Source organism: Pseudomonas sp. O39 (assembly GCF_045447295.1).
GTDB classification, from domain to species: Bacteria; Pseudomonadota; Gammaproteobacteria; order Pseudomonadales; family Pseudomonadaceae; genus Aquipseudomonas; species Aquipseudomonas antarctica_A.
Map to the genome: position 1 here is coordinate 379,048 of NZ_JBJGXV010000004.1, position 26,268 is coordinate 405,315.

Annotated in this window: 22 protein-coding genes; 10 read left to right on the forward strand and 12 right to left on the reverse strand. The window is 62.7% G+C overall.

Annotation, left to right across the window (positions count from 1 at the left end):
- Nucleotides 1–741, forward strand: coding sequence for a hypothetical protein (locus tag ACI77D_RS08710; protein WP_064454726.1), 741 nt, complete (start codon nucleotides 1–3; stop codon nucleotides 739–741).
- 127 nt (nucleotides 742–868) lie between these two features.
- Here ACI77D_RS08710 and ACI77D_RS08715 read toward each other — a convergent pair whose 3' ends face one another.
- Nucleotides 869–1,720, reverse strand: coding sequence for an SDR family oxidoreductase (locus tag ACI77D_RS08715; RefSeq protein WP_064454727.1), 852 nt, complete (start codon nucleotides 1,718–1,720; stop codon nucleotides 869–871).
- A 188-nt stretch (nucleotides 1,721–1,908) separates the two neighbouring features.
- Here ACI77D_RS08715 and exbB point away from each other — a divergent pair, with 188 nt between their 5' ends.
- From exbB to ACI77D_RS08760, 9 genes are all read left to right on the forward strand, one after another.
- Entirely contained in the window at nucleotides 1,909–2,889 is a 981-nt protein-coding gene (exbB, locus tag ACI77D_RS08720) for a tonB-system energizer ExbB (RefSeq protein WP_064454728.1), read from the forward strand.
- Between the two features lie 6 nt (nucleotides 2,890–2,895).
- Nucleotides 2,896–3,321 (forward strand): TonB system transport protein ExbD, encoded by a 426-nt coding sequence (gene exbD, locus ACI77D_RS08725; RefSeq protein ID WP_017526806.1) that lies wholly within the window; start codon nucleotides 2,896–2,898, stop codon nucleotides 3,319–3,321.
- Nucleotides 3,318–4,067: an energy transducer TonB gene (locus ACI77D_RS08730; protein ID WP_064454729.1), complete on the forward strand. Its 750-nt coding sequence runs from the start codon at nucleotides 3,318–3,320 to the stop codon at nucleotides 4,065–4,067. The genes exbD and ACI77D_RS08730 overlap by 4 nt, the downstream gene beginning before the upstream one ends.
- Before the next feature lie 164 nt (nucleotides 4,068–4,231).
- Entirely contained in the window at nucleotides 4,232–4,567 is a 336-nt protein-coding gene (locus ACI77D_RS08735) for a cupredoxin domain-containing protein (RefSeq protein WP_064454730.1), read from the forward strand.
- Nucleotides 4,568–4,570: 3 nt separating this feature from the next.
- The gene (locus ACI77D_RS08740; RefSeq protein WP_128589680.1) at nucleotides 4,571–5,398 is read left to right on the forward strand and encodes an FTR1 family protein; all 828 of its coding nucleotides are present in this window, start codon (nucleotides 4,571–4,573) and stop codon (nucleotides 5,396–5,398) included.
- The gene (locus ACI77D_RS08745) at nucleotides 5,395–5,925 is read left to right on the forward strand and encodes an iron transporter (protein ID WP_064454732.1); all 531 of its coding nucleotides are present in this window, start codon (nucleotides 5,395–5,397) and stop codon (nucleotides 5,923–5,925) included. The genes ACI77D_RS08740 and ACI77D_RS08745 overlap by 4 nt, the downstream gene beginning before the upstream one ends.
- A gap of 113 nt (nucleotides 5,926–6,038) precedes the next feature.
- Nucleotides 6,039–6,959 (forward strand): LysR substrate-binding domain-containing protein, encoded by a 921-nt coding sequence (locus ACI77D_RS08750; protein WP_407016394.1) that lies wholly within the window; start codon nucleotides 6,039–6,041, stop codon nucleotides 6,957–6,959.
- 8 nt (nucleotides 6,960–6,967) lie between these two features.
- Nucleotides 6,968–9,043 carry an ATP-dependent DNA helicase RecG gene (gene recG, locus ACI77D_RS08755; RefSeq protein ID WP_221295902.1) on the forward strand — a complete coding sequence of 692 codons (2,076 nt, stop codon included), beginning with the start codon at nucleotides 6,968–6,970 and terminating at the stop codon, nucleotides 9,041–9,043.
- A gap of 77 nt (nucleotides 9,044–9,120) precedes the next feature.
- Nucleotides 9,121–10,521 carry an aminoacyl-tRNA deacylase and HDOD domain-containing protein gene (locus ACI77D_RS08760; RefSeq protein ID WP_407016395.1) on the forward strand — a complete coding sequence of 467 codons (1,401 nt, stop codon included), beginning with the start codon at nucleotides 9,121–9,123 and terminating at the stop codon, nucleotides 10,519–10,521.
- 135 nt (nucleotides 10,522–10,656) lie between these two features.
- Here the strand turns inward: ACI77D_RS08760 and ACI77D_RS08765 are convergent, their stop codons facing one another.
- The 11 genes from ACI77D_RS08765 to tssK all read right to left on the reverse strand — a co-directional run bounded on the left by ACI77D_RS08765 (nucleotide 10,657) and on the right by tssK (nucleotide 26,262).
- Complete coding sequence (locus tag ACI77D_RS08765) at nucleotides 10,657–11,037, reverse strand: hypothetical protein (RefSeq protein WP_053258816.1); 381 nt, start codon at nucleotides 11,035–11,037, stop codon at nucleotides 10,657–10,659.
- Between the two features lie 124 nt (nucleotides 11,038–11,161).
- On the reverse strand, nucleotides 11,162–12,088 hold the full coding sequence (gene tagQ / locus ACI77D_RS08770; RefSeq protein WP_128589686.1) for a type VI secretion system-associated lipoprotein TagQ: 927 nt from the start codon (nucleotides 12,086–12,088) through the stop codon (nucleotides 11,162–11,164).
- An 84-nt stretch (nucleotides 12,089–12,172) separates the two neighbouring features.
- Entirely contained in the window at nucleotides 12,173–13,885 is a 1,713-nt protein-coding gene (locus ACI77D_RS08775) for an SUMF1/EgtB/PvdO family nonheme iron enzyme (protein WP_128589688.1), read from the reverse strand.
- Entirely contained in the window at nucleotides 13,878–15,062 is a 1,185-nt protein-coding gene (locus ACI77D_RS08780; RefSeq protein WP_407016396.1) for an ABC transporter permease, read from the reverse strand. The genes ACI77D_RS08775 and ACI77D_RS08780 overlap by 8 nt, the downstream gene beginning before the upstream one ends.
- Nucleotides 15,062–15,766 (reverse strand): ABC transporter ATP-binding protein, encoded by a 705-nt coding sequence (locus ACI77D_RS08785; protein ID WP_221296160.1) that lies wholly within the window; start codon nucleotides 15,764–15,766, stop codon nucleotides 15,062–15,064. The genes ACI77D_RS08780 and ACI77D_RS08785 overlap by 1 nt, the downstream gene beginning before the upstream one ends.
- Nucleotides 15,766–18,768, reverse strand: a complete 3,003-nt coding sequence (locus ACI77D_RS08790) for a serine/threonine-protein kinase (RefSeq protein WP_262666574.1) — start codon at nucleotides 18,766–18,768, stop codon at nucleotides 15,766–15,768. Before ACI77D_RS08790 ends, ACI77D_RS08785 begins: the two co-directional genes overlap by 1 nt.
- Nucleotides 18,765–19,484 (reverse strand): PP2C family serine/threonine-protein phosphatase, encoded by a 720-nt coding sequence (locus ACI77D_RS08795; protein ID WP_064454739.1) that lies wholly within the window; start codon nucleotides 19,482–19,484, stop codon nucleotides 18,765–18,767. The genes ACI77D_RS08790 and ACI77D_RS08795 overlap by 4 nt, the downstream gene beginning before the upstream one ends.
- Nucleotides 19,485–20,138 carry a type VI secretion system-associated protein TagF gene (gene tagF, locus ACI77D_RS08800; protein ID WP_407016397.1) on the reverse strand — a complete coding sequence of 218 codons (654 nt, stop codon included), beginning with the start codon at nucleotides 20,136–20,138 and terminating at the stop codon, nucleotides 19,485–19,487.
- Nucleotides 20,135–23,635, reverse strand: coding sequence for a type VI secretion system membrane subunit TssM (gene tssM, locus ACI77D_RS08805; protein WP_407016398.1), 3,501 nt, complete (start codon nucleotides 23,633–23,635; stop codon nucleotides 20,135–20,137). The genes tagF and tssM overlap by 4 nt, the downstream gene beginning before the upstream one ends.
- Nucleotides 23,632–24,921, reverse strand: coding sequence for a DotU family type VI secretion system protein (locus tag ACI77D_RS08810; RefSeq protein WP_221295907.1), 1,290 nt, complete (start codon nucleotides 24,919–24,921; stop codon nucleotides 23,632–23,634). Before ACI77D_RS08810 ends, tssM begins: the two co-directional genes overlap by 4 nt.
- A 6-nt stretch (nucleotides 24,922–24,927) precedes the next feature.
- The gene (tssK, locus tag ACI77D_RS08815; RefSeq protein ID WP_407016399.1) at nucleotides 24,928–26,262 is read right to left on the reverse strand and encodes a type VI secretion system baseplate subunit TssK; all 1,335 of its coding nucleotides are present in this window, start codon (nucleotides 26,260–26,262) and stop codon (nucleotides 24,928–24,930) included.
- Nucleotides 26,263–26,268: the final 6 nt, after the last annotated feature.

Here is a 26,268-nt window from a genome sequence, read left to right on the forward strand (position 1 = left end):
ATGCGCAAAGCGCTTGTAGCCTCTTCGTTGCTCGCCCTGTTGCTCGGCGGCTGCGCCAGCAACCCCGCCGACCTGGATGTGAGCGGCACCTGGATCAACCAGGCCGCCATCAACGCGGCAGCCAAGGGCGGCCCTTTGCGTGAAGCCCTGCAATCCTTTGGCCCGAACCTCGAGTGGGAGGTCAACACCAAGGCTTCGCAGGCACGCTACTACAACGGTTTTGAAGTAGCGGAAGGCAAGTTGCTGGGTGAGAAATCCGGCGCCTGGAGCGTCGAGTTCTACGGCAGCTCGGCCACCGAACTCAAGCGCAAGGGCAAACAACTGCTGCAAGTGGCCAACGATAACGAGCCAGAACAAGTGTTCGCCCGCGCCAAAGACCCAGCCCCGGAGGGCGCGCCATTGGGCGCCAACTTCGAGCGGGCGCTGTATGCGGCCTATATGGGCGGCGATTGGAAGATTACCGACGGCAACGGCGACGGTGCCACGGTACAGTTCCAGGCCGACGGCAAGGTCGCTGGCCTGCCAGGCGTCGACCGGTACTCGCTGTGCCTGGCGGGAGACTGCGCCTCGATGAGCGGTGGCTATGACAGTATCTGGCTGCAACTGAACGGCCAGGGCAACCCGTGGATCTTCGTGCGCAAAGGCAAGCAGCTGGAAATTTTCCAGGCGGTGAATACCGCGCATACGGACGAAGTACCTTCGTTTACGCCCGGCCCGCGACAGTGGTTGCTTGAAAAGTAATAAATAGCATCACGTAGATCTGAGTGTGGGAGCTGGCTTGCCTGCGATGACGGTGTCACATCCAACGCCGATGTGACTGATACACCGCAATCGCAGGCAAGCCAGCTCCCACATTTTTGACCGCGTTTTAGCCTTTCAAGATCGCTGCATACCCCTCGCGATAGGTCGGATACGTCGGCGCCCAGCCCAGCGCCTTGGCTCGGGCATTGCTGCATTGCTTGCTACCAGCCCGCCTTACACTTGCGTCATCCGCCCACTCGGTCACGCCCAGGTACTCGCGCAACCAGCCCACGACTTCCGCCAATGGCGCAGGCGCATCGTCCACGCCGATGTAGATCTTATCCAGCGAACCGCCCTGCTCCACATGCCGCAACAAAAAGGCGAGCAAGCCAGCGGCGTCATCCGCATGAATCCGGTTGCCATATAAAGGTGGATCAACCGCCACGCGATAGCCTTGGCGCACCTGGGTCAACAGCCATTCGCGGCCGGGACCATAGATCCCGGTCAACCGCACGATACTCGCCGCAATACCGCTGTTGAGGGCCACTTGCTCGGCCTCCAGCATCACCTGGCCCGAATATCCCTTCGCCAGGGTGTCGGAGGTTTCGTCGACCCACTCCCCATTCTGCTGGCCGTACACACTGCTGCTGGACACAAACAGCAGGTGCTTGGGTTCCTGGCCGTAGTCGCCCAGCCACTCCAATACATGCTGCAACCCTTGCACATACGCCGCGCGATAGCCGGCTTCATCGTGGTCCGTGGCAGCAGCGCAGTACACCAGGTAATCCACCCCGCCGATCGGCCAGGTGTCAGGACAATCCTTTTTGAACAGGTCGCCGGCAATGCCGATTACACCGTCGGGAAGCCGCGAGATATCGCGTCGCAGACCATGAACCTCCCATCCCGAGGCCAGCAATTGGCTAGCCAGCCGACTACCCACATCGCCGCAACCGGCAATTACAACAGAAGGCGCAGACATCACAAAACTCCATTCTTAAAGGCGCAGATTAGCCGCCAGAGATGACCAGCGGCCAGCAAAAGGACAAATTAAGTAACTGTATTACTTTTGTTAACAAGAATTACTTGCAATAATAACCCCCCCATTTGTCCTCGGCCTCCAAGGGTCTGGCAGGACGATCACTCATTTCTCTCTCAGGTCCGGCCAGCATGACACGTAATACAAACCCCGCTTCGCCAACCAAGCTTCACAGCCCATCCCGCGCCTGGCGTGCGATTGCTGCGCTGCTGTTCAGCGTACTGCTGGCACCGACCGCCGCATTCGCTGATGCCACCGCCCCAGCCACTCCGGCTGCTGCCGAGCACACGCCTGCAACCCCGACTGCGCCTGTCGCAGCGCCGGTCGCCACCGATCCTGCCCAGGCTGCAAACCCAGCGCCTGCCGACGACTCCGGTGTGGTACTCGAAGAAGACAACACCTTGGGCATGGCCCATGACCTATCGCCATGGGGCATGTACCAAAACGCCGACATCGTGGTGAAAGCCGTGATGATCGGCCTGGCCATCGCTTCGATCATTACCTGGACCATCTGGATCGCCAAGGGCTTCGAGCTGCTGGGCGCCAAGCGCCGCCTGCGCACTGAAATCGTCCACTTGAAAAAGGCCACCACCCTCAAGCAAGCCAGCGAAACCGCGACCAAGAAGGGCACCCTGGCCAACCTGCTGGTACAGGACGCGCTGGAAGAAATGCGCCTGTCGGCCAACACCCGCGAAAAAGAAGGCATCAAGGAACGCGTCAGCTTCCGCCTGGAGCGGCTGGTTGCAGCCTGTGGCCGTAACATGAGCAGCGGCACCGGCGTACTGGCCACCATTGGCTCCACCGCGCCTTTCGTCGGCCTGTTCGGTACCGTGTGGGGCATCATGAACAGCTTCATCGGCATCGCCAAAACCCAGACCACCAACCTCGCCGTCGTTGCCCCCGGCATCGCCGAAGCCCTGCTGGCAACGGCTCTGGGCCTGGTTGCCGCGATTCCTGCGGTGGTGATCTACAACGTCTTTGCCCGTTCGATTGCCGGCTACAAGGCCCAGGTATCGGACGCATCGGCAGAAGTCCTGCTGCTGGTCAGCCGCGACCTCGATCACCTGCCTACCGAGCGCAGCTCGCAACCGCACATGGTGAAAGTGGGGTAATCGGCCATGGGCCTGCATTTGAATCAAGGCGACGACGAACTCGTCGAGAACCACGAAATCAACGTCACGCCGTTTATCGACGTGATGCTGGTGCTGCTGATCATCTTCATGGTGGCGGCACCGCTGGCCACCGTGGACATCAAGGTCGACCTGCCCGCGTCCAGCGCAAAACCTGCGCCGCGGCCGGAAAAACCGATTTTCCTCAGCGTCAAAGCGGACCAGCGCCTGTTCCTGGGCGAAGAAGAAGTCAAAACTGAAACCCTGGGCCCGGTACTCGACGCCAAGACCCAGGGCAAGAAAGACACGACGATATTCTTCCAGGCCGACAAGGGCGTGGACTACGGCGACCTGATGAGCGTGATGGATGCCCTGCGGGCAGCCGGCTACCTAAAGGTAGGCCTGGTCGGACTTGAGACGGCAGCCAAGAAATGATCACGACGCGCCACAAACTGACGCGTTATGGCACCAGCCTCGCCGTCGTGCTGGGCGTGCATGCCGTCGCGATCATCATCGCGCTCCAATGGTCCGCGCCACATCCGGTGCAACTGCCACCGGCCGCCATGGTCATCGACTTGGCGCCAATGCCCGCACCGCCGCCGCCGGCACCGCCCAAGGTGATTACGCCGCCGCAGCCGCCGGCACCGGTGGAAGAGCTGCCCCTGCCGAAAATGGCCGAGGCGCCCAAGCCAACAATCCAGGTACCCAAGCCGGTCAAGCCCAAACCGAAGCCTCAGCCACCCAAGCCAGTGGAGAAGAAGCCCGAGCCGCCCAAGGAAAAACCTTCCGAGGAGCCGCCGAGCGAAACCCCACCGACCAACACACCGGCTGAAAAATCGGCGCAGCCAGCTCCTGGCCCATCGCCACAACAGGTAGCGGCCAAAGCTTCCTGGGAAGGCACCCTGCTGGCGCACTTGCAGAAGTACAAGAAGTACCCGCCAGGCGCCCAACAGCGTGGCAAGGAAGGTTTGAACCGCCTGCGCTTTGTAGTCGATGCCGAAGGCAACGTGCTGTCTTACGAGTTGGTCGGCCGCTCCGGCAACGCTGACCTGGACCGAGCGACCCTGGACATGATCCGTCGTGCCCAGCCACTGCCCAAACCACCGGCCGATATGTTGAAAGGTGGCAGCGTCGAAATCGTCGCGCCGTTTGTTTACAACATCGAAAAGCGTCGCCGATAACCCTCTCCGTGGGCACTCCAGGTGCCCACGGTTGCTTTTCCCAATCCCATCGCTTCAAACCTGAACAGAGATTGAACAGGTTAAGCGTGCGCTCGATCTTCACTTGTAACATTTCAATACGAAGCCAATTATTCGCGAATGGTTCTCATTAGTGGATATTCGGCATGCCCGACCTTGCCCGATTGACTCTCGCCCTGCTCGCGCTACCTGTCGCCGCCCATGCGGATCGACTGGTCACAGTGGGCATTCAAAACCACACCTTCACACCCTCAAGCATCGAGGTGCCGGCAGGCGAACGTTTTCGCATCCAGCTCACCAGTCATGACGAGAGCGTCGATGAGTTCGAAAGCTATGACATGAAGTTCGAGAAGATCATCGTTCCCGGCAACACCGTCACCGTTTTCGCCGGCCCGCTGCACCCCGGCACCTACACCTTTTTCGATGACTACCACCCGGACCAGGCCAAAGGCACGGTCACCGCCGTCGCGCCGAAGGAGTAGGCCATGCTCGCTTGTTTATTGATTGTGTTTCGTGAAGTGCTGGAAGCCGGGATTGTGGTCGGGATTATCATGGCCGCCACCCAGGGCCTGGCACGACGCGGCCTGTTTATCGGCGGCGGGATCGCCGCCGGCGTGCTGGGTGCAGGCCTCCTCGCCCTGTTCACCGGAGCAATCACCCAGGCGCTGGAAGGGTTCGGTCAGGAAATCTTCAACGCGGCGATTCTGATTGTCGCGGTCATCATGCTCGGCTGGCACAACCTGTGGATGGCCACCCATGGTCGCGAATTGGCGACTCAACTGCGCAGCGCTGGCAGTGCCGTACTGCGTGGCGAAAAATCACTCTGGGCATTGGCCGTCGTGATCACCGTGGCGGTGTTGCGCGAAGGCTCGGAAATCGTGCTGTTCCTTTATGGCATTGCCGCCTCGACCCAGACCGACCCGCTCACAATGCTGACCGGCGGCGTGCTCGGCATCATCGCCGGTGCAGCGCTTTCCTGGCTGCTGTATCGCGGCCTGATCGCCGTCAGCCTCAAGCGTCTGTTCTCGATTACCGCCTGGATGATCGCCCTGCTCGCTGCCGGTATGGCCGGGCGCGCGGCCGCGATACTGGCCGGTATCGACCTGATTCCTGCCTGGGGCTATCAGCTCTGGGACACCTCCTGGCTGGTTTCCGATGCCAGCCTCACCGGCAGAGCGCTGCAAGCGCTGGTGGGCTACACCGATCGACCGCTTGGCGTTCAGCTGGTTGCCTGGGTGGTCACGCTGCTACTCCTGGTGACGGGTAATCGATTGATTCATTCACGTTCCCCCTCCAAAGGAGCTGCCACATGAAATACCTGAGTAAACCATTGGCCACCGCGCTGGTGCTCGTCGGCGCTGCGTCCGTATCCGCCCTGGCCCAGGCCCGCGAATACCCGATTGGCGGGCCGGTACAAGCCAACGACATGGAAATCGCATCGTCCTATCTGGTGGGCATTGAGATGGCGCCTATGCCGCCAGGCATGGTCATGAGCAAGGATTCAGTGCACCTGGAAACCGACGTCCACGCCACCGCCGACAACAAGTACGGCCTGGCCAACGGAGAATGGGTACCGTACCTGACCATCACGTACTCCCTGGTCAAGCAAGGCGCGCCGGACTACAAGGAGATTGGCACCCTGCTGCCAATGGTCGCCAAAGACGGCGCACACTACGCCAACAACGTGAAGATGGACGGCCCTGGCACCTACACCGTCGTACTGCGCTACGAAAGCCCGCAAATCAAGGGTTTCTTCCACCATGTCGACAAAGAAACCGGTGTGCCCGAGTGGTGGTCTCCCTTCACCGAAACCTTTACATTCAAGTACCCACAGAGCTAAACGCGTACTTACGACACTCGATTACTGGGTGTCGTAAACACCACCGTGTCTGATAACGTGCGTCTATCGATTGCAGCCGGTATGCTTGGCCCGCAACCTCATGGACGCCCGCTATGACTCTTACAGAATTACGCTACATCGTGACCCTCGCCCAAGAACAGCACTTCGGCCATGCGGCCGAGCGTTGCCATGTCAGCCAGCCGACGCTGTCGGTGGGCGTGAAAAAGCTTGAAGACGAACTCGGTGTGCTGATTTTTGAGCGCAGCAAGAGCGCCGTGCGCCTCACGCCAGTGGGCGAAGGCATTGTTGCCCAGGCCCAGAAGGTACTGGAACAAGCCCAAAGCATTCGCGAGCTGGCCCAGGCCGGCAAGAACCAGCTGACCGCACCGCTGAAAGTCGGCGCCATCTACACCGTCGGCCCGTACCTGTTCCCGCACCTGATCCCGCAACTGCACCGCGTTGCGCCGCAGATGCCGCTGTATATCGAAGAAAACTTCACTCACGTACTGCGCGACAAACTGCGCAACGGCGAGCTGGACGCGATCATCATTGCCCTGCCGTTCAACGAGGCAGACGTGTTGACCCTGCCGCTCTACGACGAGCCGTTCTATGTATTGATGCCGGCCTCACACCCGTGGACACAGAAAGACACCATCGACGCCGGCCTGCTCAACGACAAGAGCTTGCTGCTGCTCGGTGAAGGCCACTGCTTCCGCGACCAGGTACTGGAAGCCTGCCCGACCCTGGCCAAGGGCAACGACGGCGCCAAGCACACCACCGTGGAATCCAGCTCCCTGGAAACCATTCGGCACATGGTGGCTTCCGGCCTGGGCATCTCGATCCTGCCGCTGTCGGCAGTGGACAGCCATCACTACGCCCCTGGCGTGATCGCTGTGCGCCCACTCACGCCGCCCGTGCCGTTCCGTACCGTGGCCATTGCCTGGCGTGCCAGCTTCCCGCGGCCCAAGGCCATTGAGATCCTCGCCGACTCGATCCGCCTGTGCTCGGTGGCCAAGCCGCCTGCTGCGAGCTAAGCAAGCGTATGACTGAGCTGTCGCGAGTGTCGGTGACGGCACTCAAAGGTGTCGGTGAAGCCATGGCCGAGAAGTTGGCCAAGGTCGGCCTGGAGAACCTCCAGGACGTGCTGTTTCACCTGCCCCTGCGTTATCAGGACCGCACACGTGTGGTGCCCATCGGCCAGTTGCGCCCGGGGCAGGACGCCGTGGTTGAAGGCACCGTCAGCGGTGCCGATGTGGTAATGGGCAAGCGCCGCAGTCTGGTCGTACGGCTGCAGGACGGTACCGGCGGGCTGAGCCTGCGCTTCTATCACTTCAGCAATGCACAAAAGGAAGGCCTCAAGCGTGGCACCCGCGTGCGCTGTTACGGTGAAGCCCGGCCTGGCGCCTCGGGCCTGGAAATCTATCACCCGGAGTACCGCGCTATCACCGGCGACGAGCCGCCTCCGGTCGATACCACGCTCACGCCGATCTACCCGCTGACCGAAGGCCTGACACAGCAACGCCTGCGCCAACTGTGCATGCAGACCCTGACCCTGCTCGGCCCGAAAAGCCTGCCCGACTGGCTGCCTCTGGAACTGGCCCGCGACTATCAACTGGCGCCGCTGGACGATGCGATTCGCTACCTGCACAACCCGCCAGCCGATGCTGATGTCGACGAACTCGCGCTCGGTCATCATTGGGCACAACACCGCCTGGCCTTCGAAGAACTGCTGACCCACCAGCTGTCTCAGCAACGCCTGCGCGAGAGCATGCGTTCGCTGCGCGCCCCCGCGATGCCCAAGGCCACGCGCCTGCCGGCGCAATACCTGGCCAACCTCGGCTTTGCGCCAACGGGCGCCCAGCAACGTGTGGGCAATGAAATTGCCTATGACCTCAGCCAGCACGAACCGATGCTGCGGCTGATCCAGGGCGATGTGGGCGCGGGCAAGACCGTGGTCGCCGCCCTCGCCGCCTTGCAAGCATTGGAAGCCGGTTACCAAGTGGCGCTGATGGCGCCCACCGAGATTCTCGCCGAACAACATTTCATCACCTTCAAGCGCTGGCTCGAACCGCTGGGCCTGGAAGTGGCGTGGCTGGCGGGCAAGCTCAAGGGCAAGGTCCGCGCGGCGGCACTGGAACAGATCGCCGGTGGTGCACCGATGGTGGTGGGCACCCACGCGTTGTTCCAGGACGAAGTGCAGTTCAAGAACCTCGCACTGGTGATTATCGACGAACAGCATCGTTTCGGCGTGCAGCAGCGCCTGGCATTGCGCCAGAAAGGTGTGGGCGGGCGCATGAACCCGCATCAACTGATCATGACCGCCACGCCGATCCCGCGCACGCTGGCCATGAGTGCCTACGCCGATCTCGACACGTCAATTCTGGATGAGCTGCCGCCGGGCCGCACGCCGGTCAACACCGTGCTGGTCACCGACACGCGGCGTGTGGAAGTGATTGAGCGCGTGCGCGGCGCATGCGCCGAAGGGCGTCAGGCCTACTGGGTATGCACGCTGATTGAAGAGTCCGAAGAACTGACCTGCCAGGCCGCCGAAACCACCTATGAAGACCTCACCAGTGCCTTGGGCGAGCTCAAGGTCGGGCTGATCCACGGCCGCATGAAGCCAGCGGAAAAAGCCGCCGTGATGGCCGAATTCAAGGCCGGCAACCTGCAACTGCTGGTGGCCACCACCGTGATCGAGGTCGGTGTGGACGTGCCCAACGCCAGCCTGATGATTATCGAAAACCCCGAGCGCCTGGGCCTCGCCCAACTGCACCAGTTACGCGGCCGCGTTGGCCGGGGCAGCGCCGCCAGCCACTGCGTGCTGCTCTACCACCCGCCGCTGTCACAGATCGGCCGTCAGCGCCTGGGCATCATGCGCGAAACCAACGACGGTTTTATCATCGCCGAAAAAGACCTTGAACTGCGCGGCCCCGGCGAAATGCTCGGCACCCGCCAGACCGGCCTGCTGCAATTCAAGGTCGCCGACCTGATGCGCGACGCCGACCTCTTGCCCGCCGTGCGTGATGCGGCGCAAGCACTGCTTGAACGCTGGCCGGATCACGTCAGCCCGTTGCTCGATCGTTGGCTCAGGCATGGGCAGCAATACGGCCAAGTGTGACGCCTGACTCACTTATCCAACCAACAGTTGTATCAAGCTGGTTATACTTCGATGACTGTAAGAAATTGGATCAGGCCATGTCAGAAGTCGCCCTCGCCACAGCCCCACTGACCGCCCCGCCGGTCATTCGGGCTCTGCTCGCAAAGCTCGCCATCCCTTACACGGAGGTTGTCGAACAGCCTGGCCTGAATCCCGCGCAAAAAGTCCAGGCAGTGTTGCTGGAAGACGCCGTTGGCGCGCTCATGGTGTTGTTCCCGCAAAGCCAGTTGCTTGACCTCAGCCGTCTCGCCGAACTGACCGGCCGCCGCCTCATAGCCGTGTCGCCGGACCGCATCGAGCGCATGTTGGCCAAGCATGATCTGAACCTGCTGCCCGGCCTGCCGGCACTGACCAGCTCGCCTTGCCTGTACGAAGGCAGCCTGCTCAGCGAGCCAAGCCTGCTGGTGCACTCAGGCGAAGCCGGGCTGCTGCTGGAGATCGCCAGCGGCGACTTCAAGACCATGCTCACCAAGGCCAGCGCCGGGCACTTCGGCGAACCGTTGAGTAACATCCGCCCCAACCTCGACCGCCCCAATGATGACCGCGAGGAAATCACCCAGGCGATGCAGGCCTTCACCGCTCGCCGAATCCAGCAGCGCCTGGAAGCAACTATCGAGATTCCACCACTGGCCGACACGGCGCAGAAGATTATCAAGCTACGTGTCGACCCCAACGCCACCATCGATGACATCACCGGCGTAGTCGAGACCGACCCGGCCTTGGCCGCCCAAGTGGTGAGCTGGGCGGCGTCGCCGTACTACGCGTCGCCAGGCAAGATTCGTTCAGTGGAAGACGCCATTGTGCGCGTGCTCGGCTTTGATCTGGTGATCAACCTGGCACTGGGCCTGGCCTTGGGCAAAACCCTGAGCCTGCCGAAAGACCACCCGCACCAGGCCACGCCGTACTGGCACCAGTCGATCTACACCGCCGCCGTAATCGAAGGCCTGACGCGCGCCATGCCCCGCGCCCAGCGCCCGGAAGCCGGCCTGACTTACCTGGCCGGCTTGCTGCACAACTTCGGTTATCTGCTGCTGGCCCATGTGTTTCCACCGCACTTTTCGCTGATCTGCCGCCACCTCGAGGTCAACCCGCACCTGTGCCACAGCTATGTCGAGCAACACTTGCTGGGCATCAGCCGCGAGCAGATCGGCGCCTGGTTGATGCGCTATTGGGACATGCCGGACGAGCTGTCCACCGCCCTGCGCTTCCAGCACGACCCGACCTATGACGGGCAATATGCTGAATATCCGAATCTGGTGTGTTTGGCTGTGCGCTTGTTGCGCAGCCGTGGCATTGGCTCCGGGCCGGATGAGGCGATTCCGGATGCGCTGCTTGAGCGTCTGGGCTTGAGCCGTGACAAGGCTGAAGAAGTGGTCGGCAAGGTGTTGGATGCCGAGGTGCTGTTGCGTGAGCTGGCATCGCAGTTCAGCCAGGGCTGACACCGTCGCCTGATAAACCGCTATCGCAGGCAAGCCAGCTCCCACAGTTGACCGAGTTCCAACCCTGGAATGCAGTCAACTGTGAGAGCTGGCTTGCCTGCGATGAATTCATCTCGGTACCCCTGAAGAAACCCTTCAGGCCTTCTTCTTTTTCTTCGGCTTCAAATACTTGGTCAGCCCCTGGAACCAGATCACCAGCGCCGGGTTGCCCTTGATCTGGATCGACTTGTCCTGAATCCCCGTCATGAACGCCAGTTGCTTGTTCTTCGCCTGCATCGTGGCGAAGCCGTAGGCCGCATCTTTGAAAGCAATGGCAAATGCCGGTGCAGGGTGAACCCCTGAACGGCTGGTGATGCGCTGGTCTTTGACGATGAAGTGACGGGCAACCTTGCCGTCGAGGGTCTGCAACTGGAACGCCAGGTCTTTGTCACCCAGTTGTTGCTGGAAAGCGGGGTTGGTGCGGCTGGCTTTGCCCATCATCAGGCCAAGCACCCACAGCAGAAGACGAAATTTCATGCACACGGCCTCGGTGTATTTATTAAGTGGCCGCAGCAGTGTAACGATTTGCAGAAGGAACGCCACCGATCTCGTGCTTTAGCAGGAGATCGGTTAGCGTTTAACGCTTATAGCAACATGTTACTTAAACGTTAGGGCAAGGCACCGGCGCCCAGTCGGCGAGGTTTGGATCGCGGCAAGTGCCTTCGATCTGTGCTTTACCGGCGCTGGCGACCTGCTTGCTTTCAGCTTGCTTGGCCTGGACGGTCTGGATGCTCTTCTCGGTGGTCACCGCTTCTTTCGGCACGGTTGGCAATACCGGCTTCTTCGCAACTTTTGCCGGCGTCTTGCCCTTCTTGGCCGGCACGACTGGCGGCGTCACGTCTGCCTGGGCAACGGTTACCACGTCGTTGCGCTGCACACCGACTTGCTGCAGGTCTTTCTCGTAGGCCTGGGTGTAGTTGTTCAGGTCTTCGCTGGCTTTACCGTTGACCGCAACGATCAGGTCATTGGATTCCTTCAAGCCTGCAACGATTTCCGCCAGGCGCTTGCGGCCTTCGGTGTCGTTGACGGTCTTGGCTTTACGATCGGTCACCAGCTTGGTGAACGCGCTCTGATAGCACTGCTGGGACGCCTTGGCGTAGGCGGTGCTCCGGTCGATGTCGGAAGCGCTTTTGTTGAAGTCAGTGGAGTAGGACGCGATGCGCTGGTTGTCATCCGTGATCTGCTTCTGACGCTCGGTGTAGTAACCCGCTGCGCCGCCGGCCAGGGCGCCGCCCGCTGCACCGATAGCGGCGTTACGGCCGCGCTTTTCGGAGTCGCCGGTCAGGGCACCCAACAGAGCACCGCCGGCCGCGCCGAGGGCCGCACCGGTCACAACCGACTTGGTCATGTTCGAATCGGTTGCGCGCAAGTGCTGCACCGGCTCGTAGCAGTTCGGGTAGTACTCGACCTTGGTGCTTGACGCGACCTTGGAGGCCGGCGACGTGGCGCAACCAGTCAACACGGTGCTAAAACCGGCTGCGATCAGCAGCAGGTGACGCTTGGAAACCGCCTTACGGGAAAAAAGCATAGGTGTGTTCTCTTTTAAGTTTGACTTGCCCAGCACGGCCCACCGCCGCCTGAGTCCCTTCCAAGCTCGCCATACAACCAGCGGTCAAGACCGCTGACCGCTCGCTGCGAGCAATTCCTTCAATATCGTTGCCGGGTCGGCCCGCTGTTGCTTGCGGTAGTTGCCGACATGGCGAACGAACAGTGTCGCGCGCGTCACCAGGCTTTTACCGAGCACTGGCTTGCGATCCAACTCTTCCTTGATACGTTGAAACTGCGCCTGGATAACCGCATCGGTGTAGCGCGTGCCGGTGGCCAGGTTGTCGATGTAGATCGCCACCGCGCCATCAAGCGCGCTACGCCCATTGTCGATGGCCGTGGCAAACAGCTGGGCGCTGGCCGTGTCCTTGTTGTCCAAGGCCTGCTGGCGACTCTTCTGCAGGTTGGTCAGGCGAATGTTGTAGTTGCTGATGGTCTCGGCCACCAACGCGGCCGACTGGATCAGGTTGCCCGCCGCCTCTTCGCGTTGCTGGGCGATCAGCGAGACGTTGCGCTTGAGCTCTTCGTTGACCAGCCCCAGTTCGGCTTGCAGCTTGGGATCGACGCTGGCCGAGATAATGCTGTCCAGGCGCTTGGTCGGGTCCTGGGCATCGTCAATCGCGTCGGTCAACGAGGCCAGGCGGCCCTCTTTTTGCCACTGGGCGAACAGCTCCTTGTAACGCGAGCGCGGCGCCGACAACGCCCCCACCGCCACGCGAAAACCGGTGGTCTCGTTGCTTTGCTCGGTGCCGTCAGCGGCGAACAGCGGGTACTCGCGGCGCATGCCGGTGAACAGCGTACCCTCGCCTTCCAGGTAATTGCCGCCCTTGACCACAAAGCCACCGTAGGTGCCCTGGCGACGCCCGGCATGCACCAGCTGGAAGGATTCCTGGACCATTTCCGCCGCATTGCCGATCACGTCGAACATGCCGATCGGGTTGGGCAGTTTGGTGCCGATGGGCATCAGGCGCGCGGCCTGGCCAGTGCCGCCGGCAACCTGGTTGAATACCGCGTAATCCGCCAGCGGGCCGTCGCTTTCGCTGCCTTCGACGCGCCGTGGGAACAGGCGCCCTTCCAGGTCCTGGCGGCTAACTGCCTGGCCACCGCGCGCGGCGTATTCCCATTCCACTTCGGTGGGCAGGCGCACAAAGCCCAGGCCACCGTCTTCCGCCGAGGAGCCACGGCCGCTTACCGGCAGCAAGTCACGGTGGTATTTCATCAGCCAGGCGCTGTACACCGCCGAGAAGCGCTCGGCTTCAAAGCGCGACAGTTTCACCTTGGGCAAACGCGCGGCCATGCCGGTGGGCAAATCGCAGGCCGGGGCCGGCTCGCCGCTGGCCAACGACTGCGCCTGGGACATCACCTGGGCGTACTGGCGTGCGGTCACTTCGTACTTGCCGATGAAGTACAGCATCGGCTTGAGCGGGGTTTTCGCGTCGGTCTTCGGCATCAAGGGCGCGATGACTTTGTTCCAGTCTTTGGGCAAATCCTTGAGGGTGAACTGGCCGTTGATGAAGTCGCGGCGGTAGCCGGAAATAAACGACTGCTGATAGCCCGCCTCACCTTCGGCGAAGGGGTAGCCGAGGCTGATCTCACGGTCATCCAAGGTGCCCTGGGCCAGCACGTAGGCATAGCGGAACACCATGTTGCCTTCGCAGGGCAGCGGCAGGCTGACGTCGTCCGGCAGCGGTTTGGGGTTGTCGAGTTTGTCGCTGGCCTCATCGGCCCACGCCATCGACGCCAAGCTCAGCGCCACACAGGCGCCCAGTAACTTATACATCTCTGATTCCTTCAGAAGCCTGGATACGCGCCACTCGCCAACCACCACAGGCCGCCGCCACGGCGCTGACGCCAAGGACTGCAACCAGGGCCAGGCCGTAGTGACGCGCCAGCAGGTGACTGGCGTATTCGCCCGGCACCTGCACAAATAATTGATTCAAACCCATCTCGGCCAAGCCATAGAGCCCGGCACTCAGCCCGGCAGCGAAACCTGCGCTGTAGAGCGCCTGCATCACCACAAACAGCAACAGTGCGCCGGTAGAAAACCCCAACAAGCGCAACACGGATAACTCCCGACGCTTGCGCGCCACTGCGGCCAACGCCCCGGCAAAGATCGCCGCAAACGCGCCAGCCAAGGCCAGCCCGGCGATAATCCAGAACACGATAGACAGGTTGCGGCTCAACGACTGCACCTGGGCGATGGTTTGCGCCTGGGTCGAGACCAACAGATTCTGCCCGGCGAAATACACTCGCAACGGCTCTACATCGGTGAGGGTGCGTGCGTACAGGCGAAACGCCGGGTACACACGCTGCTCACTCACACCGACCGCGTCACCTTCCCAACCCAATGCGGGCACCGCTCGACCGTCGCGGTAATCTTCGGCGGCTTCCAGCAGGCCCAAATCAGCGAACAAGCCATCGCGGGCAAAGGCTTCCAGCGGCAATACCGCCTGCACCTGCAACCGTGTGCGCTGGGCTTCGACGCGCCCCGCCACTTGCCGCGCAAAACTGGTCTCCAGCCAATCGCCAGGCCGCGCCGCGAGCTTTTCAGCGGCGGTGTGGCTCAGCACAATCTGGTCCAGGCCCCGAGGCATCGGCAAACCCGCCAGCAAGGGATCGCCCGGCGCCGTCGGCAGCATTTCCAAGGTGAGTGTGCCCACCTGCGCGGTCGCCGCAATCTGCCGGGTACGCGGCACGGCAAACCCGACATCGCTGCGCAGGCCGAGCTGCTCGATAAACCCGCCGCTGAATCGACCACCGCCCAACGGAATGATTTCACGGGTGGCGGGATCGGTCTCCAAACGTTCGGTCAAACTGCTAACCAGTCCAAATTTCAGGCCGAATAACACCAGCAACGGCACCATGACTGCCACCAGCGCCAACACCGAACAGGCGGACAGCCAGGCATCGTTGCGGTAATCCTGCCAGGCCAGTGAGGCAACCAGACCACTGCGCATCAGCACGCCTCCCCGAGGGTAGCGGTGACGCCGCCGTCGGTGTCACGACGGCAAGTGATGCGCCGCACCTGCAAGCCGCTGGCACGGGCCAGGGGTTCGTCATGCGTGGCGATCACGCAGGCCGCACGGTGTTCGAGGGCCTGTGCCAGCAGCGCCTGCATGACACGCTCAGCGTTAAGCGGGTCCAGGGACGCCGTCGGCTCATCCGCCAGCACAAGTTGCGGCGCATGGGCCAAGGCTCGGGCGCAGCTGACGCGCTGGCGTTGGCCCACCGACAGCGCGGCCGGTTTTTTGGCCAACTGATCGCTGATTTCCAGTTGCTCGGCCAGTCGCGCCACGCTGCCGTCGTCCTTCAACCCCAACAGTTGCCGGGACAGGGCGATATTGCCGCGCACATCGAGAAACCCCAGCAGTCCACCGGTTTGCAGCACATAGCCCAGGTGCCGGCTGCGTAACTCGGCCAACGCGGATTGCTGATCGGCACGCCACAGGCCGCCAATGTCGACCTGGTTGAAGGCAAACCGGCCAACCTGATCCGGCGCCAACACCAGCGCCAACAGATCCAGCAACGTGCTTTTGCCACAGCCACTCGGCCCGACAATTGCCAGTTGCTCACCGGCACCCAGCGTCAGCGCCGGAATCACCAGGCTATAGCGCTGGCTACCGAGGCCCCGGGTCTTGTGCACCGCGCTCACATTCAACATCACGGCAGCGTCGACAACGGTACGCGGTACAACGCATCGCCCGGTTCGGCATCGCCGAAACGGACCCAATTGGCCACGTCATTGTGGAAGGTTTCGTAGAGACGGATTTTCGAATCCAGCTCGTCAATAAAGTCTTCCTGCTCGGCGACGCTCAACGACAACCACAAGTCCTGCGTCATGTTCAGCGACTTGCTGCGGTACGGCAGGCCTTCCAGGTATTCACCGAGAAGGCCGCCATCGGCCAGGTTGCCGCCCTTGCGCAGGGCTTGCGGGTCGCGGCTCATATAGGCCGAGGCGCTGGCGATTTCCTGGAAGAAGTCTTTGGGCGAAGTTTGGGTTTTGCGCGCGGCATCGACGATCAGCTTCAACGACTGCTGCAGGTCATTGAGCTGCAACTTGGTCAGCATCACGCACACCTGGAACGCCGGCAGCGCCGGGTTCGTCAGGTCACGGTCGGCGGTCCAGGCGCTGACCAATTGCGGGGCCTGGCTCGCGGTTTTGCGGCCAAGAAAATCCATGTGCATGGCGTAGCCGACAGCGGCGGACTTATCGGCCAGGCTCGGCGCGGAACTCAGCAGTGGCACCGGTTGCGGCGTATTGCTGCGCACTTGATGAACGAGGTTGGCAAACACGCTGCCGATCTCATCGACACGCTCGCCCAGCTTGCGTACATCACCGCCCGGCACCGGCGTATAGAGGTCGCCGATCTGCGGGTTGGCATCGGCGGTGAGCACGCGATATTGGCTTTCCGCACCGGCATGGGTTTTCTTGCCGGCGTCGGTGCGCAGGTGCAGGGCGTAGATCTTGATCTGCTTGCCCAGTGCCGCCTGGCGCACTTCGGCTTCGTTCATTTGGGTGGCGGCAAACGGGTCGTTTTTGCGCAGCGCGCCGGCGTCGGTGACCAGCAGGATAATGCGCCCACCGTAGCCGGACCAATCCATGTCATCCACCGCCTGCATGACCCCGGCAAACGCATCCTCGTTGAAGGAGTGGCTGGAAACGGTGGACGCCTTGACCTGGCGCGCCATGTCGAGGAAGCGTTGCGGATCGCGCCCCTGGTCGAGGGTGATCAGGGTCTTGGCCACGTATTCCAGGCCAGGGGTTTTCTTGATGCTGTTGCGGAAACCCACCAGGCCGAAGCTGACGCTGTCCAACTCGCCGCGCTCGGCAATGCGCGTTTGCAGCTCGTGTACGACGTCGCGGACTTGGTCGATATACGGCTGCATCGACACGGTGGTGTCGACCACCAACACCACGGCGGTGCGGAACGCATCGGCGTTGGTGCTGATCACACGGGCGGCCGGTTTGGCGGCGGCAGCGCTCCCGGGGTCGATGGACGCCACGTTAAGCAACTGCACCGGCTGGCCGTTTTCATCGAAGCTCTCTTTGGCGTCGAAGATCGGCAACAGGTAAAACTGGTTTTGCGGGACCGCGCTGGCCGTCGGCTCAAGCGCCAGCACTTGTTGATTGTCTTCGCTGTTTTTCTGCGCCTTGGCCAATACGGTCTTGGCGGCAGCGGGATCAGCCAGGAGCTTTTCCACCTCCGAGGATTGGCGCAGGAACATCACCGGCGCCCGGCCCGAGCGCTCGGTGAACTTGAGCACCAGGCTTTGCTTCCAGTCGCTGACCTGGGAAGCCGGCAACCAACCATCGCTGCGCCCATCAGTGGCGGCACCGACACGCACCCATGGGCTGCCATCGACGTCTTTGCGCTGGTAAACGTAGAGCACGGAAAACGCCGGCAGCGCTTCGCCGGCTGCACCACCGGCGTCATGGGACAGCTTGGCGCCCGGCTTGCTGAGCACACGCTGAAACAAGGTCTTTTTGCCGGCCATCAGCAAAGGCCGCTGACCGCCATCCACATCCGCCACGGCCGGTTTTACTGGCGCAGGTGGCGGCGTCGGCGTCGCCGGTGTTTTCGGGACTACGGCGGCGGGCGGTGCAGCAGGCGTATCGCCGCTGCTCAGCCACCAGTAACTGGCACCGCCTATCGCCAGTGCAACGGCCACCGCGACTGCCGCCAACGCCAGCACCGGCCCACGACGCTGTTCGGACACGGCGTTGTGCTGCGTCGGCGTCACCACCGGCTGGCGAATCGGTTGCGGCTGAGGCCTTTCAGTCGGAATTTCGATGGACACCGGCGTCATGCCCGCCAGATCAAAACTCAGCGGTATCGGCAGCGGCCGCACCAGCGTTGCTTCAGGCGAGTCCGCCGGCAGTTGATCCAGGGCCCGCAACAACGCCGCCGCATCCGGGAACCGCTCGGCCGGGTCCTTGGCCAACAGCTTACGCAGCACGTCCTGATAACGGCCGTGGTGCACCGGCAACTCCGGCAGCGGCTCGGTCAGGTGAGCCAGCGCGGTGGAGAGCGCATCGGTGCCGGTGTAGGGCAACTTGCCGACAAGAATTTCATAGAGCACCACGCCCAGCGCGTACAGGTCAGCGCGGCCGTCAATCTCCTGGCCCCGCGCCTGTTCCGGGCTCATGTAGCTCGGCGTGCCCACGGCAAATCCAGCCTGGGTGAACTGGGTGCGGTCGTCCAGCGACTTGGCGATACCGAAGTCCGACAACACGGCGGTGCCGTCGGCGCGGAACAGAATGTTCGCCGGCTTGACGTCGCGGTGCACCAGGCCCTGGGCATGCGCATAGCCCAGGGCGGAGGCGATCTGGCGGATCAGGGTCACGCCCTGCTCCGGCGTCAGCCCGGCGGCGATGCGCTCCTTGAGCGTGCCGTTGGGCAGGTACTCCATGGCCATGTAATACAGCTCACCGACATTGCCGATGTCATGGATGGTCACCGTGTGCGGGTGGGACAGGCGCGCCAGGGTCTTGCCCTCGCGCAGGAAACGCTCGCAAAAACTCGGGTCAGCCGCCAGCGCCGCCGCCATCACCTTCAAGGCCACCTTGCGCTCCAGCGAGCGCTGGGTCGCCAGGTACACACTGGCCATGGCACCTTCGCCAATCTCGCCTTCGATGTCGTAACCCGCAATCACAATGTTCATGGCGAGACCTTCACGACGATAGCGGTGATGTTGTCCGGCGCGCCGCGGTTAAGTCCCAGGTGCACCAGGCTGCGTACGATTTCATCCGGTGCGTCATGGCTGAGCACCTCGCGGATTTCATGGTCTTCGACGGTCTTGTTCAGGCCATCGCTGCACAGCAGGTAGCTGTCACCGGGGGCGATCAGCAAGTCGACCACTGCCAACTCCAGCTGCGCCTCCACACCCACCGCGCGGGTGACGATATTGGCGCGCGGGTGAACGCGGGCATCAGCCTCGCTGAGCAGGCCGCTGTCTTGCAGGTCTTGCACGTAGCTGTGGTCGCGGGAGATGCCTTCGAGCACGCCATCGCGCAGGCGGTACAGGCGACTGTCACCGGCCCACAAACACACGCCACGCAGGCCGCGCGCCGCCAACACAACGACGGTGCTGCCCATCATGGTCACGCCACGGTTGGCGGTTTCTTCACGTACGGTCGCGTTGATGCGGATCAGGTCATTGCGCAAGGCCGCCGAATACTCATCCAAAGACCGACCCACCGGCACACTGCGCAGGCTGTCGACGATCAGGCTGCTGACGTAGTCCCCGGCCGCATGCCCGCCCATGCCATCAGCCACCACCCACAGGCGGTTTTCCGACAGGTCCAGGCACGCGTCTTCATTGACCTGGCGCACCATGCCCACATGGCTTTTGCTCGCGGATTTGAACGTCGACCCCATCTACACCACACCTTCTTGTCCGAGCAAAAACTGCGCAAAATCGCCGGCGGCAGGCAAACCCTGACACCGCAATAAACCAGGGGAAATACGTTGGGAGCCACGGCCCCACCACAGGCTGGCACCTTCGCAGGCCTGTTCGGCGAGCGCGGTCATTCGGCTGTGGGGCACGGTGGCGGCAACCCGTTGCAGGCCTGCAAAGCGGCTGTCCACAGCGCGCGGCTCACTGGCCGGAATGCCCAGTTTGTCGAGGTCGTCGTTGAAGCCTTCAAAGGTCGCGCCAGTATCCAGAGTGCTGAGCAACAGCTCTTCAGCCTGTTCGAACCAGGTGTCCGGGCCGCCGACCAGCGACGCCGGATTGGTGTCGTGATCCAGCAAAGCGACCACCGCCAACGGAAAATACCGCCCGACCCGGTCAATACTTGGCATCACCACGCCCGCCGCAGCGTCCGGCCCGCACACACCCGGTGCCAGCACAAAGCGCCACAACGGGCTGACCAGGTACACGTTGAGCCAGTCGCCGCCCAGGCTGTTCTGGCTGGCGAGCAAACCGGCCGCCAGCCAGCTGTCCCACGGGCCGATAAAACTCTGGGGCAAGGCGCGACTGACAAAGTCACCGCGGCTGGCCAACTTGCCGTAGAAACCCAGCGTCGTCATAGCCGCTCCGGCAGGCTGAAGCCGCTGAGCACACGGCTCTTGAACGGGTTGAAGGCGCTGTTGGCACGCAACTCGTAGGCGATGCTCGCGCCGTCTACTCGCAGGCGCAGGTTGAAACGGTCCGGCGAGTTACCGGCGGTGAGGTCCGATTGCTCCAGCAGGCGGAACCACGCCCACGGCCCGTCCAGGGTCACGCCCGAACGGCCGCTGGCCGACGGCGGCATGATGGAAATACGCACCACGCCAATGCTGCCCGGGTTCGGCCACTGCATGGCCACCGGGCGGCTTGGGCCGTGGTCGTAGCTCAATTGCTGGCCGTCCAGATCCAGCAGGAACTGAGTGATCGTCGGGTCCATCGACACCGGCTTGAGTTCGAAACGCACAATCGGCTGGGTGCCGCCGGCGCGGAAGAACGCATCACGAATGGCCGCCGCACGCTGGAAGGTTTGCAGCACGCCCGGCGCAATCCCGAGCTTCTGCGCCGCCCCCGGCTGCCAGCGCCAGGTCGGCGCAGACGTGTCCACATAAGGCTGCAGGTATTTGCGGAAGTAGTTATCCATCACCCCGCCCACACCAAAAAACTGGCCAAAGTCATCCAGCGTGGCGTCGCGCGCGCTGCCCGGCGACATCGGATAACGACCGGCCAGGGACTGGCGGTACACGTTGACCACTTCGCTGACCCACGCTGCGTTCAATTGGTTGCGCACGCCGCCCATCATGCTGTTGGTGGTGGAATTGACCACCGACTTGACCATGCCCTGCACCAACGGCGGCTGGCGCTCGGCATTCAGGCTGACCCGCGTGGCTGCTGCCGCCGCCTGGTTCTTCGCCTCGCCGAGCAAGGCATCGCCACTGGCACCGACCATGGCGCTGACCTGCACATACAGCGCGTTCATATCCGCGAGCAGGCCGTCGATGGCGGCCGGTTCGCCTTCATTCTTGCTGACGATGCTGGTGAGTTCAGCGAAATGCGCGGTCACCGGATCATCCGCCGCTTGCGCAGTGCTGGTGGTCTGTTGCTCCTGGCCGAGCAGGCTGCCGAGGCGCTCCTTGAGCTTGTCGACACCCCCTTCCACCGGCACGCCTTTGGCGGCCAATTGGCGCTCTTCGGCTTGCAGGTCAGTTTCCTTGGCCACCGCCACCAGCAGTTTTTTCAGCGGCGACGTCGGGCCGGAAATCACTCGCAGCACATCGGCCGCCTGGGCCACGCTGGTGATCGGCACAAAGTCGATATCCGCAAGCAAGGCATCCCACTGGCGCTGGTAATCCTGGAAATACAGGCGGCGCACATCGGCGGCGAGGCTCGCCACGTTTTGCTGGTCTGCCTGTTCGCGGCCCAGCACCCACTGCTCTTCAGCCAGGGTGCCCGTCTGATTCAAGCTGCTCAGCAGGAACGCCTGACGATAGCCCTTGGCGGTGAAAAACCCACTCAACGGCTCGCCCAGCGGCTTGCCACTTTTACGGCTGAACACCAGCGCGGCATCACGGCCTGCGGCTTCGTTGATACGGAAGTCAGGAATGCCGTCGGGCAGTTTCTGACGTTTAACGCGGTCATAGACGCGCTGAGCCACCGGCAGTTGTTGCAGTTGGCGACGCAGGTCGTCGATCAGCCGTGGGTCGAGTCGCGCGCTCGGCGGATGGCGCTCGAACAGCGCCTGCAAATGCCCGGTCAACGCCTGGCGCTGATCGGCCGGCAGGTCACGCGGCAGGCTACGGTCCCAGTCGAGGGCGATCCAGGCCTTGATGAAGTCCGGGTCGTAATGCTCATTGTCGGCGAGCATCAGGTAAGCCTTCAGGCCTTCATAGAGGAAGTCGGAATTGCCACCGCCGTGCAGTTGTTCTTCGATGCGCGTCACCAGGCGGGGGGCGAATACGGCGATCAACAGCTTGCGGTAGACACTGGCGGACTCGGCTTCGAGCATGTCGCCTTGATACAGGCCCAGCCCTTCGGACCAACTCGGCGAATCACCCGCGAGGTTCTTCACCGCATTGAGCAACGGCAGCACGGCGAGGACTTCGCGCTGCGCCGGGCTGAGGTTTTGTACCGTCTGGCCCAGCGGCGCGACCTTCTGGTCGACTTGGGCGATGTAGGCCTGATTGGCGCGATAACTCACCCACCACAAACTGCTCACCACCACCACCAAGGCCACGGTAGCGGCTAATACACCGCGTGCGATCCACTTGCGCCGCCGCTCGACCTTCGGGTTCACCCCCACCAGCCCACGCTCGGCGAACGCCACGGCGGTGAACAGTTTTTCGATGAAGTAACTGCGCCCGGTACCGCTCTGGCGCGCCAGGTGCTGGCGGTCCAGGTTCATGCTCTGGGCCATGGCGCCGATCAAGCGATCAATCGGGCTGCCTTCCTGGGTGCCGCTGGTGAAGTACACGCCGCGCAGCAATACGCGCTCTTCAAAGGCATTGGGCTTGAACACGCCTTCAAGGAAGCTTTGCAGGCAATCCTTCAACGCGCCGAACTGCTGCGGGAAGCCGTAGATCAGGTCGCGCCGCGCCGGGTCGCGCTCCTGTTGCAAGCGTTCCACCAAGCGTTCGTTGAGACGCTGCTCCAGGCCGGCAAATTCGCTTTGCAGATGGGCCAACGGGCTGTCGCTGTTCTTGCCGTCATCCAGGGCAAAGGTCATGCCCCACACCTGGGCGCGATCTTCCTTGCTCAGGTTGTCGAAAAACTCCATGAAGCCCGGCACCAGGTCGAGCTTGGTCAGCATCAGGTAGATCGGGAAACGCACGCCCAACTGGGTGTACAGCTCCTGGATACGCAGGCGAATCGCAGCGGCATGCGCGGCGCGCTCGGCGTCGCTGCCCAGTAGCAAATCGGACAGGCTGATAGCGATAAAGGCGCCATCGATCGGGCGGCGCGAGCGCTGCTTTTTCAGCAGGTCAAGAAAGCCCAGCCACGCGGCTTTATCCACCGTGGAGTTGCTGTCCTGCGTGGTGTAACGACCAGCGGTGTCGAGCAAAACGGCTTGATCGGTAAACCACCAGTCGCAATTGCGCGTACCGCCAACGCCTCGCACCGCACCGGCGCCCAATTGCGCGGCCAGCGGAAAATGCAGGCCGGAATTGACCAGCGCGGTGGTCTTGCCCGAGCCCGGCGGGCCGATGATCACGTACCACGGCAGCTCGTAGAGGTTGCGGCGTTCGTCACCGCCGAGCTTGGCCTTTTTCAGCAGCGTGAGGGCTTCGTCCATGCGCTGACGCAGGGTCGATAGCTCTTCGGCAGTGGCGACGCTGTTGGGGTCGGCCGGCGTTTCGGCCGCCAGGCTGCGCATCACTTCGGCGGCCTGACGCCGGGCCTGGATAATGCGGAACACGCGGTAAGCGATCCACACGGCAAACACCAGGATGATCAGCGCCCAACGGCGCCCTTCCGGCACCAGGAAGTCGAGCAACGGCCCGACAAACCAGATGATCAGGCTGAGGGCGATCAGGCCCAGCAATGGGATCACCCAGCGAATCATGAAACTGAAAAACGCCTTCACTCGACGCCCTCCGCCAATACGGTGATTTCAACCCGACGATTGCGGGCACGGCCTTCGGCAGTGGCATTGGTGGCCACCGGCGTGGTATCGCTTCTGCCTTCGGCGCTGAAGCGATCCGCCTGGCCGGTCTTGGCCGCCAGAATCTCCAGCACCGACTTGGCGCGCGCTTCGGACAGCGCCCAGTTGGACGGGAACCGCAGTGTGGCAATCGGGCGGTTATCGCTGTGCCCGGTGACGCGCACCTGACCCTTGACCTTGCGGATGGCATCGGCGATGCGCAGCATCAGCGGCTGGTAGTCATCGACAATGCTGGAACTGGCTGACGCGAACAGCTCATCACCCCTGATCGTCACCACGGAACGGTCGACCTTGTCTTCCACGGCCACGCGGCCCGCCTTGATGTCTTCCACCAGGAAGCCTGCCAGGCGTGGCCGTTCAATCACTTTCGGTTGCGCCACGGGACGGTCGATGGCCTGCACCGGGATCTCGCCCAGGGCATGGATATTCTTGAACACCGGCTCGGCATCCGACGCCAGCTTCATGCGCAAACCGAACAGCAACGCCAGCAGCAGCGCCAGGCCGATGGCCACGGCGATCCATGGCGGCATGAATTGCGCCAGGCGATCACGCGCCACGGTCACGCCGCGCCAATGCGGCGACAGCTCACGCTCGTGCTCGCCACGGGCGCTGCGAATGGCCGCGGCAGTGCGTTCACGCAAGGCTTCCAACTGGCTGCGACCGTCGTTCATCACGCGGTAGCGGCCCTCGAAACCCAGGCACATGCACAGGTACAACAGCTCCAGCAAATACAGGCGCTCGCGCGGGCTTTGCAGGCAGTGGTCGAGCAACTGAAAGACTTTTTCGCCGCCCCAGGCTTCGTTGTGCACGGTGATCAACAAGCTCTGTTTGCCCCAGTCACTGGTGCTGCCCCATGGCGTACTCAGCACGGCCTCATCCAGCGCGGTGCACAGCGCGTAACGCGCCAACAGCACTTCGTTGCGCGCCACACCGGCGGCTTCGGCGCGTTCTTCGAACTGGCGCAAGTAGGCCAGTAACTGCGCACGCAAGCTGGCCGGCGCCGGGTGCGCGATGGTGTTGCGCAGGCGTGTCAGCAGCGCAAGCAACGGGCCAGCGGCGCTTTCCAGCGGGTTGAGGCCTTGGCTTTTACCGGTCAGGATCGGCGCGGCCGGCATCGACAGCGGTGCCGGCTCTGCACGCGCAGGTTCCGGCGCGCGACCACCCGGACGCGGCATGAACTGGGTGCGGTCATCATCATTGGGATGCATCGCGGATTATCCTCGGATCGCCCAGAAGGCCAGGTTCAAACCCGGGAACTGCCCGGCGATATGGAAGGCAAAACCGCCGGAGTTGTTCAGTTGCTGCCAGTGCTCGCTGCCCCGGTCCAACTCGTAATAGGTGCTGCCTGCGTGGTACGGGATCTGCCGTGGCGCCACCGGCAATGGCAGCAGGCCAATGCCCGGCAGTTGCAGGTTGACCATGTCGCGGATGTGTTCCACCGAACCAACCTTGCTCTGCTGGCCAAAGCGCGCGCGCAGGGTTTCGCCAGGCACGTCAGCGCGCACCACCAGGATGAAACTGGCGCTGTCGAGCAGGGTTTTATCAGCGAGCATCGCCACGTGGATGCCGTAGGCTTTCTCCACAATCGGGATGGGCGTGGCCTTGCTGTCGATCAGCATCGACAGCGCTTCACGCAGGGCCGCCATCACCGGGACGAAGCTCAGGGCCAGGTCGTCGTGCTGGTATTGCGGGTATTCCTGGGGGCGACGGCCCGAGGTGGAGAAGGTGGAAAACTCCCCGGCCAGGCTCACCAGCTCGCTGAAAAAGCGTTCCGGGTGCAGCGGGCTCAACTGGCTGAAATGCTGGAGCAGCGGCTGTGCGCGGTTGACCAATTGCAGCAGCATGAAATCGGCAATCTCCGACGCGCCACCGGCGCCCGAGGCGACGACACGGCCAGCCAGGGCTTCGCCGCGCTGGTGCAGCAGGCCCAGCAATTCGCTGCGAAAGGCGCTCAGCGGTTTGCTCGCGGCCACGTCCAGAACCGGCGGAATGTAGGTGTCATCGAGGACCAGCGCGCGGTCAGCGCGTTTTTCCTTGATGCGTACCACGCCGATGGCAGCGTAATCGCTGATGCCATCTTGCGCGGTCAGCAAGCGCAGGGCACGCGAACCCACGGCCACCGGCGCGCGGTTTTCGAACGGCGCGTTGTCGTCACGCACTTCACGCACCTGGCTCACATAACGTGCGGCGCCAAGGTCTTCGCCCTCGTCGACCGTGTCACGGGCACCCGCGCGCTTGAGCGGTAAGGCCAGGTACACCAGGCCATCGCGCAGGTTATCGTCGATATTCAGCGGGCTCGGCGCCAGGTCGTCCTGGGGGATATTGAACGGCGTGCCATCAGGCAACAGGCCGCGCGCCAAAACAATCGCCAGCTTGCCCTGCGCCAGCAGGCCTTGGTCTATCAGCAATTCGGAAAAGCCCCACGCGCCAGCGGATAACGGACGACTGCGGGCGTCGATCAGGTTTTCCAGATAACGGTCATGCTGCTGGAAGTGCTGCGTTCCAATGAACATGCCTTCCGTCCAGACCACGCGATTGTTCCAGGACATGGGGGC

Bases quoted from the DNA above. Each gene is read 5' to 3' on its own strand.
- ACI77D_RS08710 (WP_064454726.1), top strand. From the start codon at position 1: ATGCGCAAAGCGCTTGTAGCCTCTTCGTTGCTCGCCCTGTTGCTCGGC.
- ACI77D_RS08715 (WP_064454727.1), bottom strand. From the start codon at position 1,720: ATGTCTGCGCCTTCTGTTGTAATTGCCGGTTGCGGCGATGTGGGTAGT.
- exbB (WP_064454728.1), top strand. From the start codon at position 1,909: ATGACACGTAATACAAACCCCGCTTCGCCAACCAAGCTTCACAGCCCA.
- exbD (WP_017526806.1), top strand. From the start codon at position 2,896: ATGGGCCTGCATTTGAATCAAGGCGACGACGAACTCGTCGAGAACCAC.
- ACI77D_RS08730 (WP_064454729.1), top strand. From the start codon at position 3,318: ATGATCACGACGCGCCACAAACTGACGCGTTATGGCACCAGCCTCGCC.
- ACI77D_RS08735 (WP_064454730.1), top strand. From the start codon at position 4,232: ATGCCCGACCTTGCCCGATTGACTCTCGCCCTGCTCGCGCTACCTGTC.
- ACI77D_RS08740 (WP_128589680.1), top strand. From the start codon at position 4,571: ATGCTCGCTTGTTTATTGATTGTGTTTCGTGAAGTGCTGGAAGCCGGG.
- ACI77D_RS08745 (WP_064454732.1), top strand. From the start codon at position 5,395: ATGAAATACCTGAGTAAACCATTGGCCACCGCGCTGGTGCTCGTCGGC.
- ACI77D_RS08750 (WP_407016394.1), top strand. From the start codon at position 6,039: ATGACTCTTACAGAATTACGCTACATCGTGACCCTCGCCCAAGAACAG.
- recG (WP_221295902.1), top strand. From the start codon at position 6,968: ATGACTGAGCTGTCGCGAGTGTCGGTGACGGCACTCAAAGGTGTCGGT.
- ACI77D_RS08760 (WP_407016395.1), top strand. From the start codon at position 9,121: ATGTCAGAAGTCGCCCTCGCCACAGCCCCACTGACCGCCCCGCCGGTC.
- ACI77D_RS08765 (WP_053258816.1), bottom strand. From the start codon at position 11,037: ATGAAATTTCGTCTTCTGCTGTGGGTGCTTGGCCTGATGATGGGCAAA.
- tagQ (WP_128589686.1), bottom strand. From the start codon at position 12,088: ATGCTTTTTTCCCGTAAGGCGGTTTCCAAGCGTCACCTGCTGCTGATC.
- ACI77D_RS08775 (WP_128589688.1), bottom strand. From the start codon at position 13,885: ATGTATAAGTTACTGGGCGCCTGTGTGGCGCTGAGCTTGGCGTCGATG.
- ACI77D_RS08780 (WP_407016396.1), bottom strand. From the start codon at position 15,062: ATGCGCAGTGGTCTGGTTGCCTCACTGGCCTGGCAGGATTACCGCAAC.
- ACI77D_RS08785 (WP_221296160.1), bottom strand. From the start codon at position 15,766: ATGTTGAATGTGAGCGCGGTGCACAAGACCCGGGGCCTCGGTAGCCAG.
- ACI77D_RS08790 (WP_262666574.1), bottom strand. From the start codon at position 18,768: ATGAACATTGTGATTGCGGGTTACGACATCGAAGGCGAGATTGGCGAA.
- ACI77D_RS08795 (WP_064454739.1), bottom strand. From the start codon at position 19,484: ATGGGGTCGACGTTCAAATCCGCGAGCAAAAGCCATGTGGGCATGGTG.
- tagF (WP_407016397.1), bottom strand. From the start codon at position 20,138: ATGACGACGCTGGGTTTCTACGGCAAGTTGGCCAGCCGCGGTGACTTT.
- ACI77D_RS08810 (WP_221295907.1), bottom strand. From the start codon at position 24,921: ATGCATCCCAATGATGATGACCGCACCCAGTTCATGCCGCGTCCGGGT.
- tssK (WP_407016399.1), bottom strand. From the start codon at position 26,262: ATGTCCTGGAACAATCGCGTGGTCTGGACGGAAGGCATGTTCATTGGA.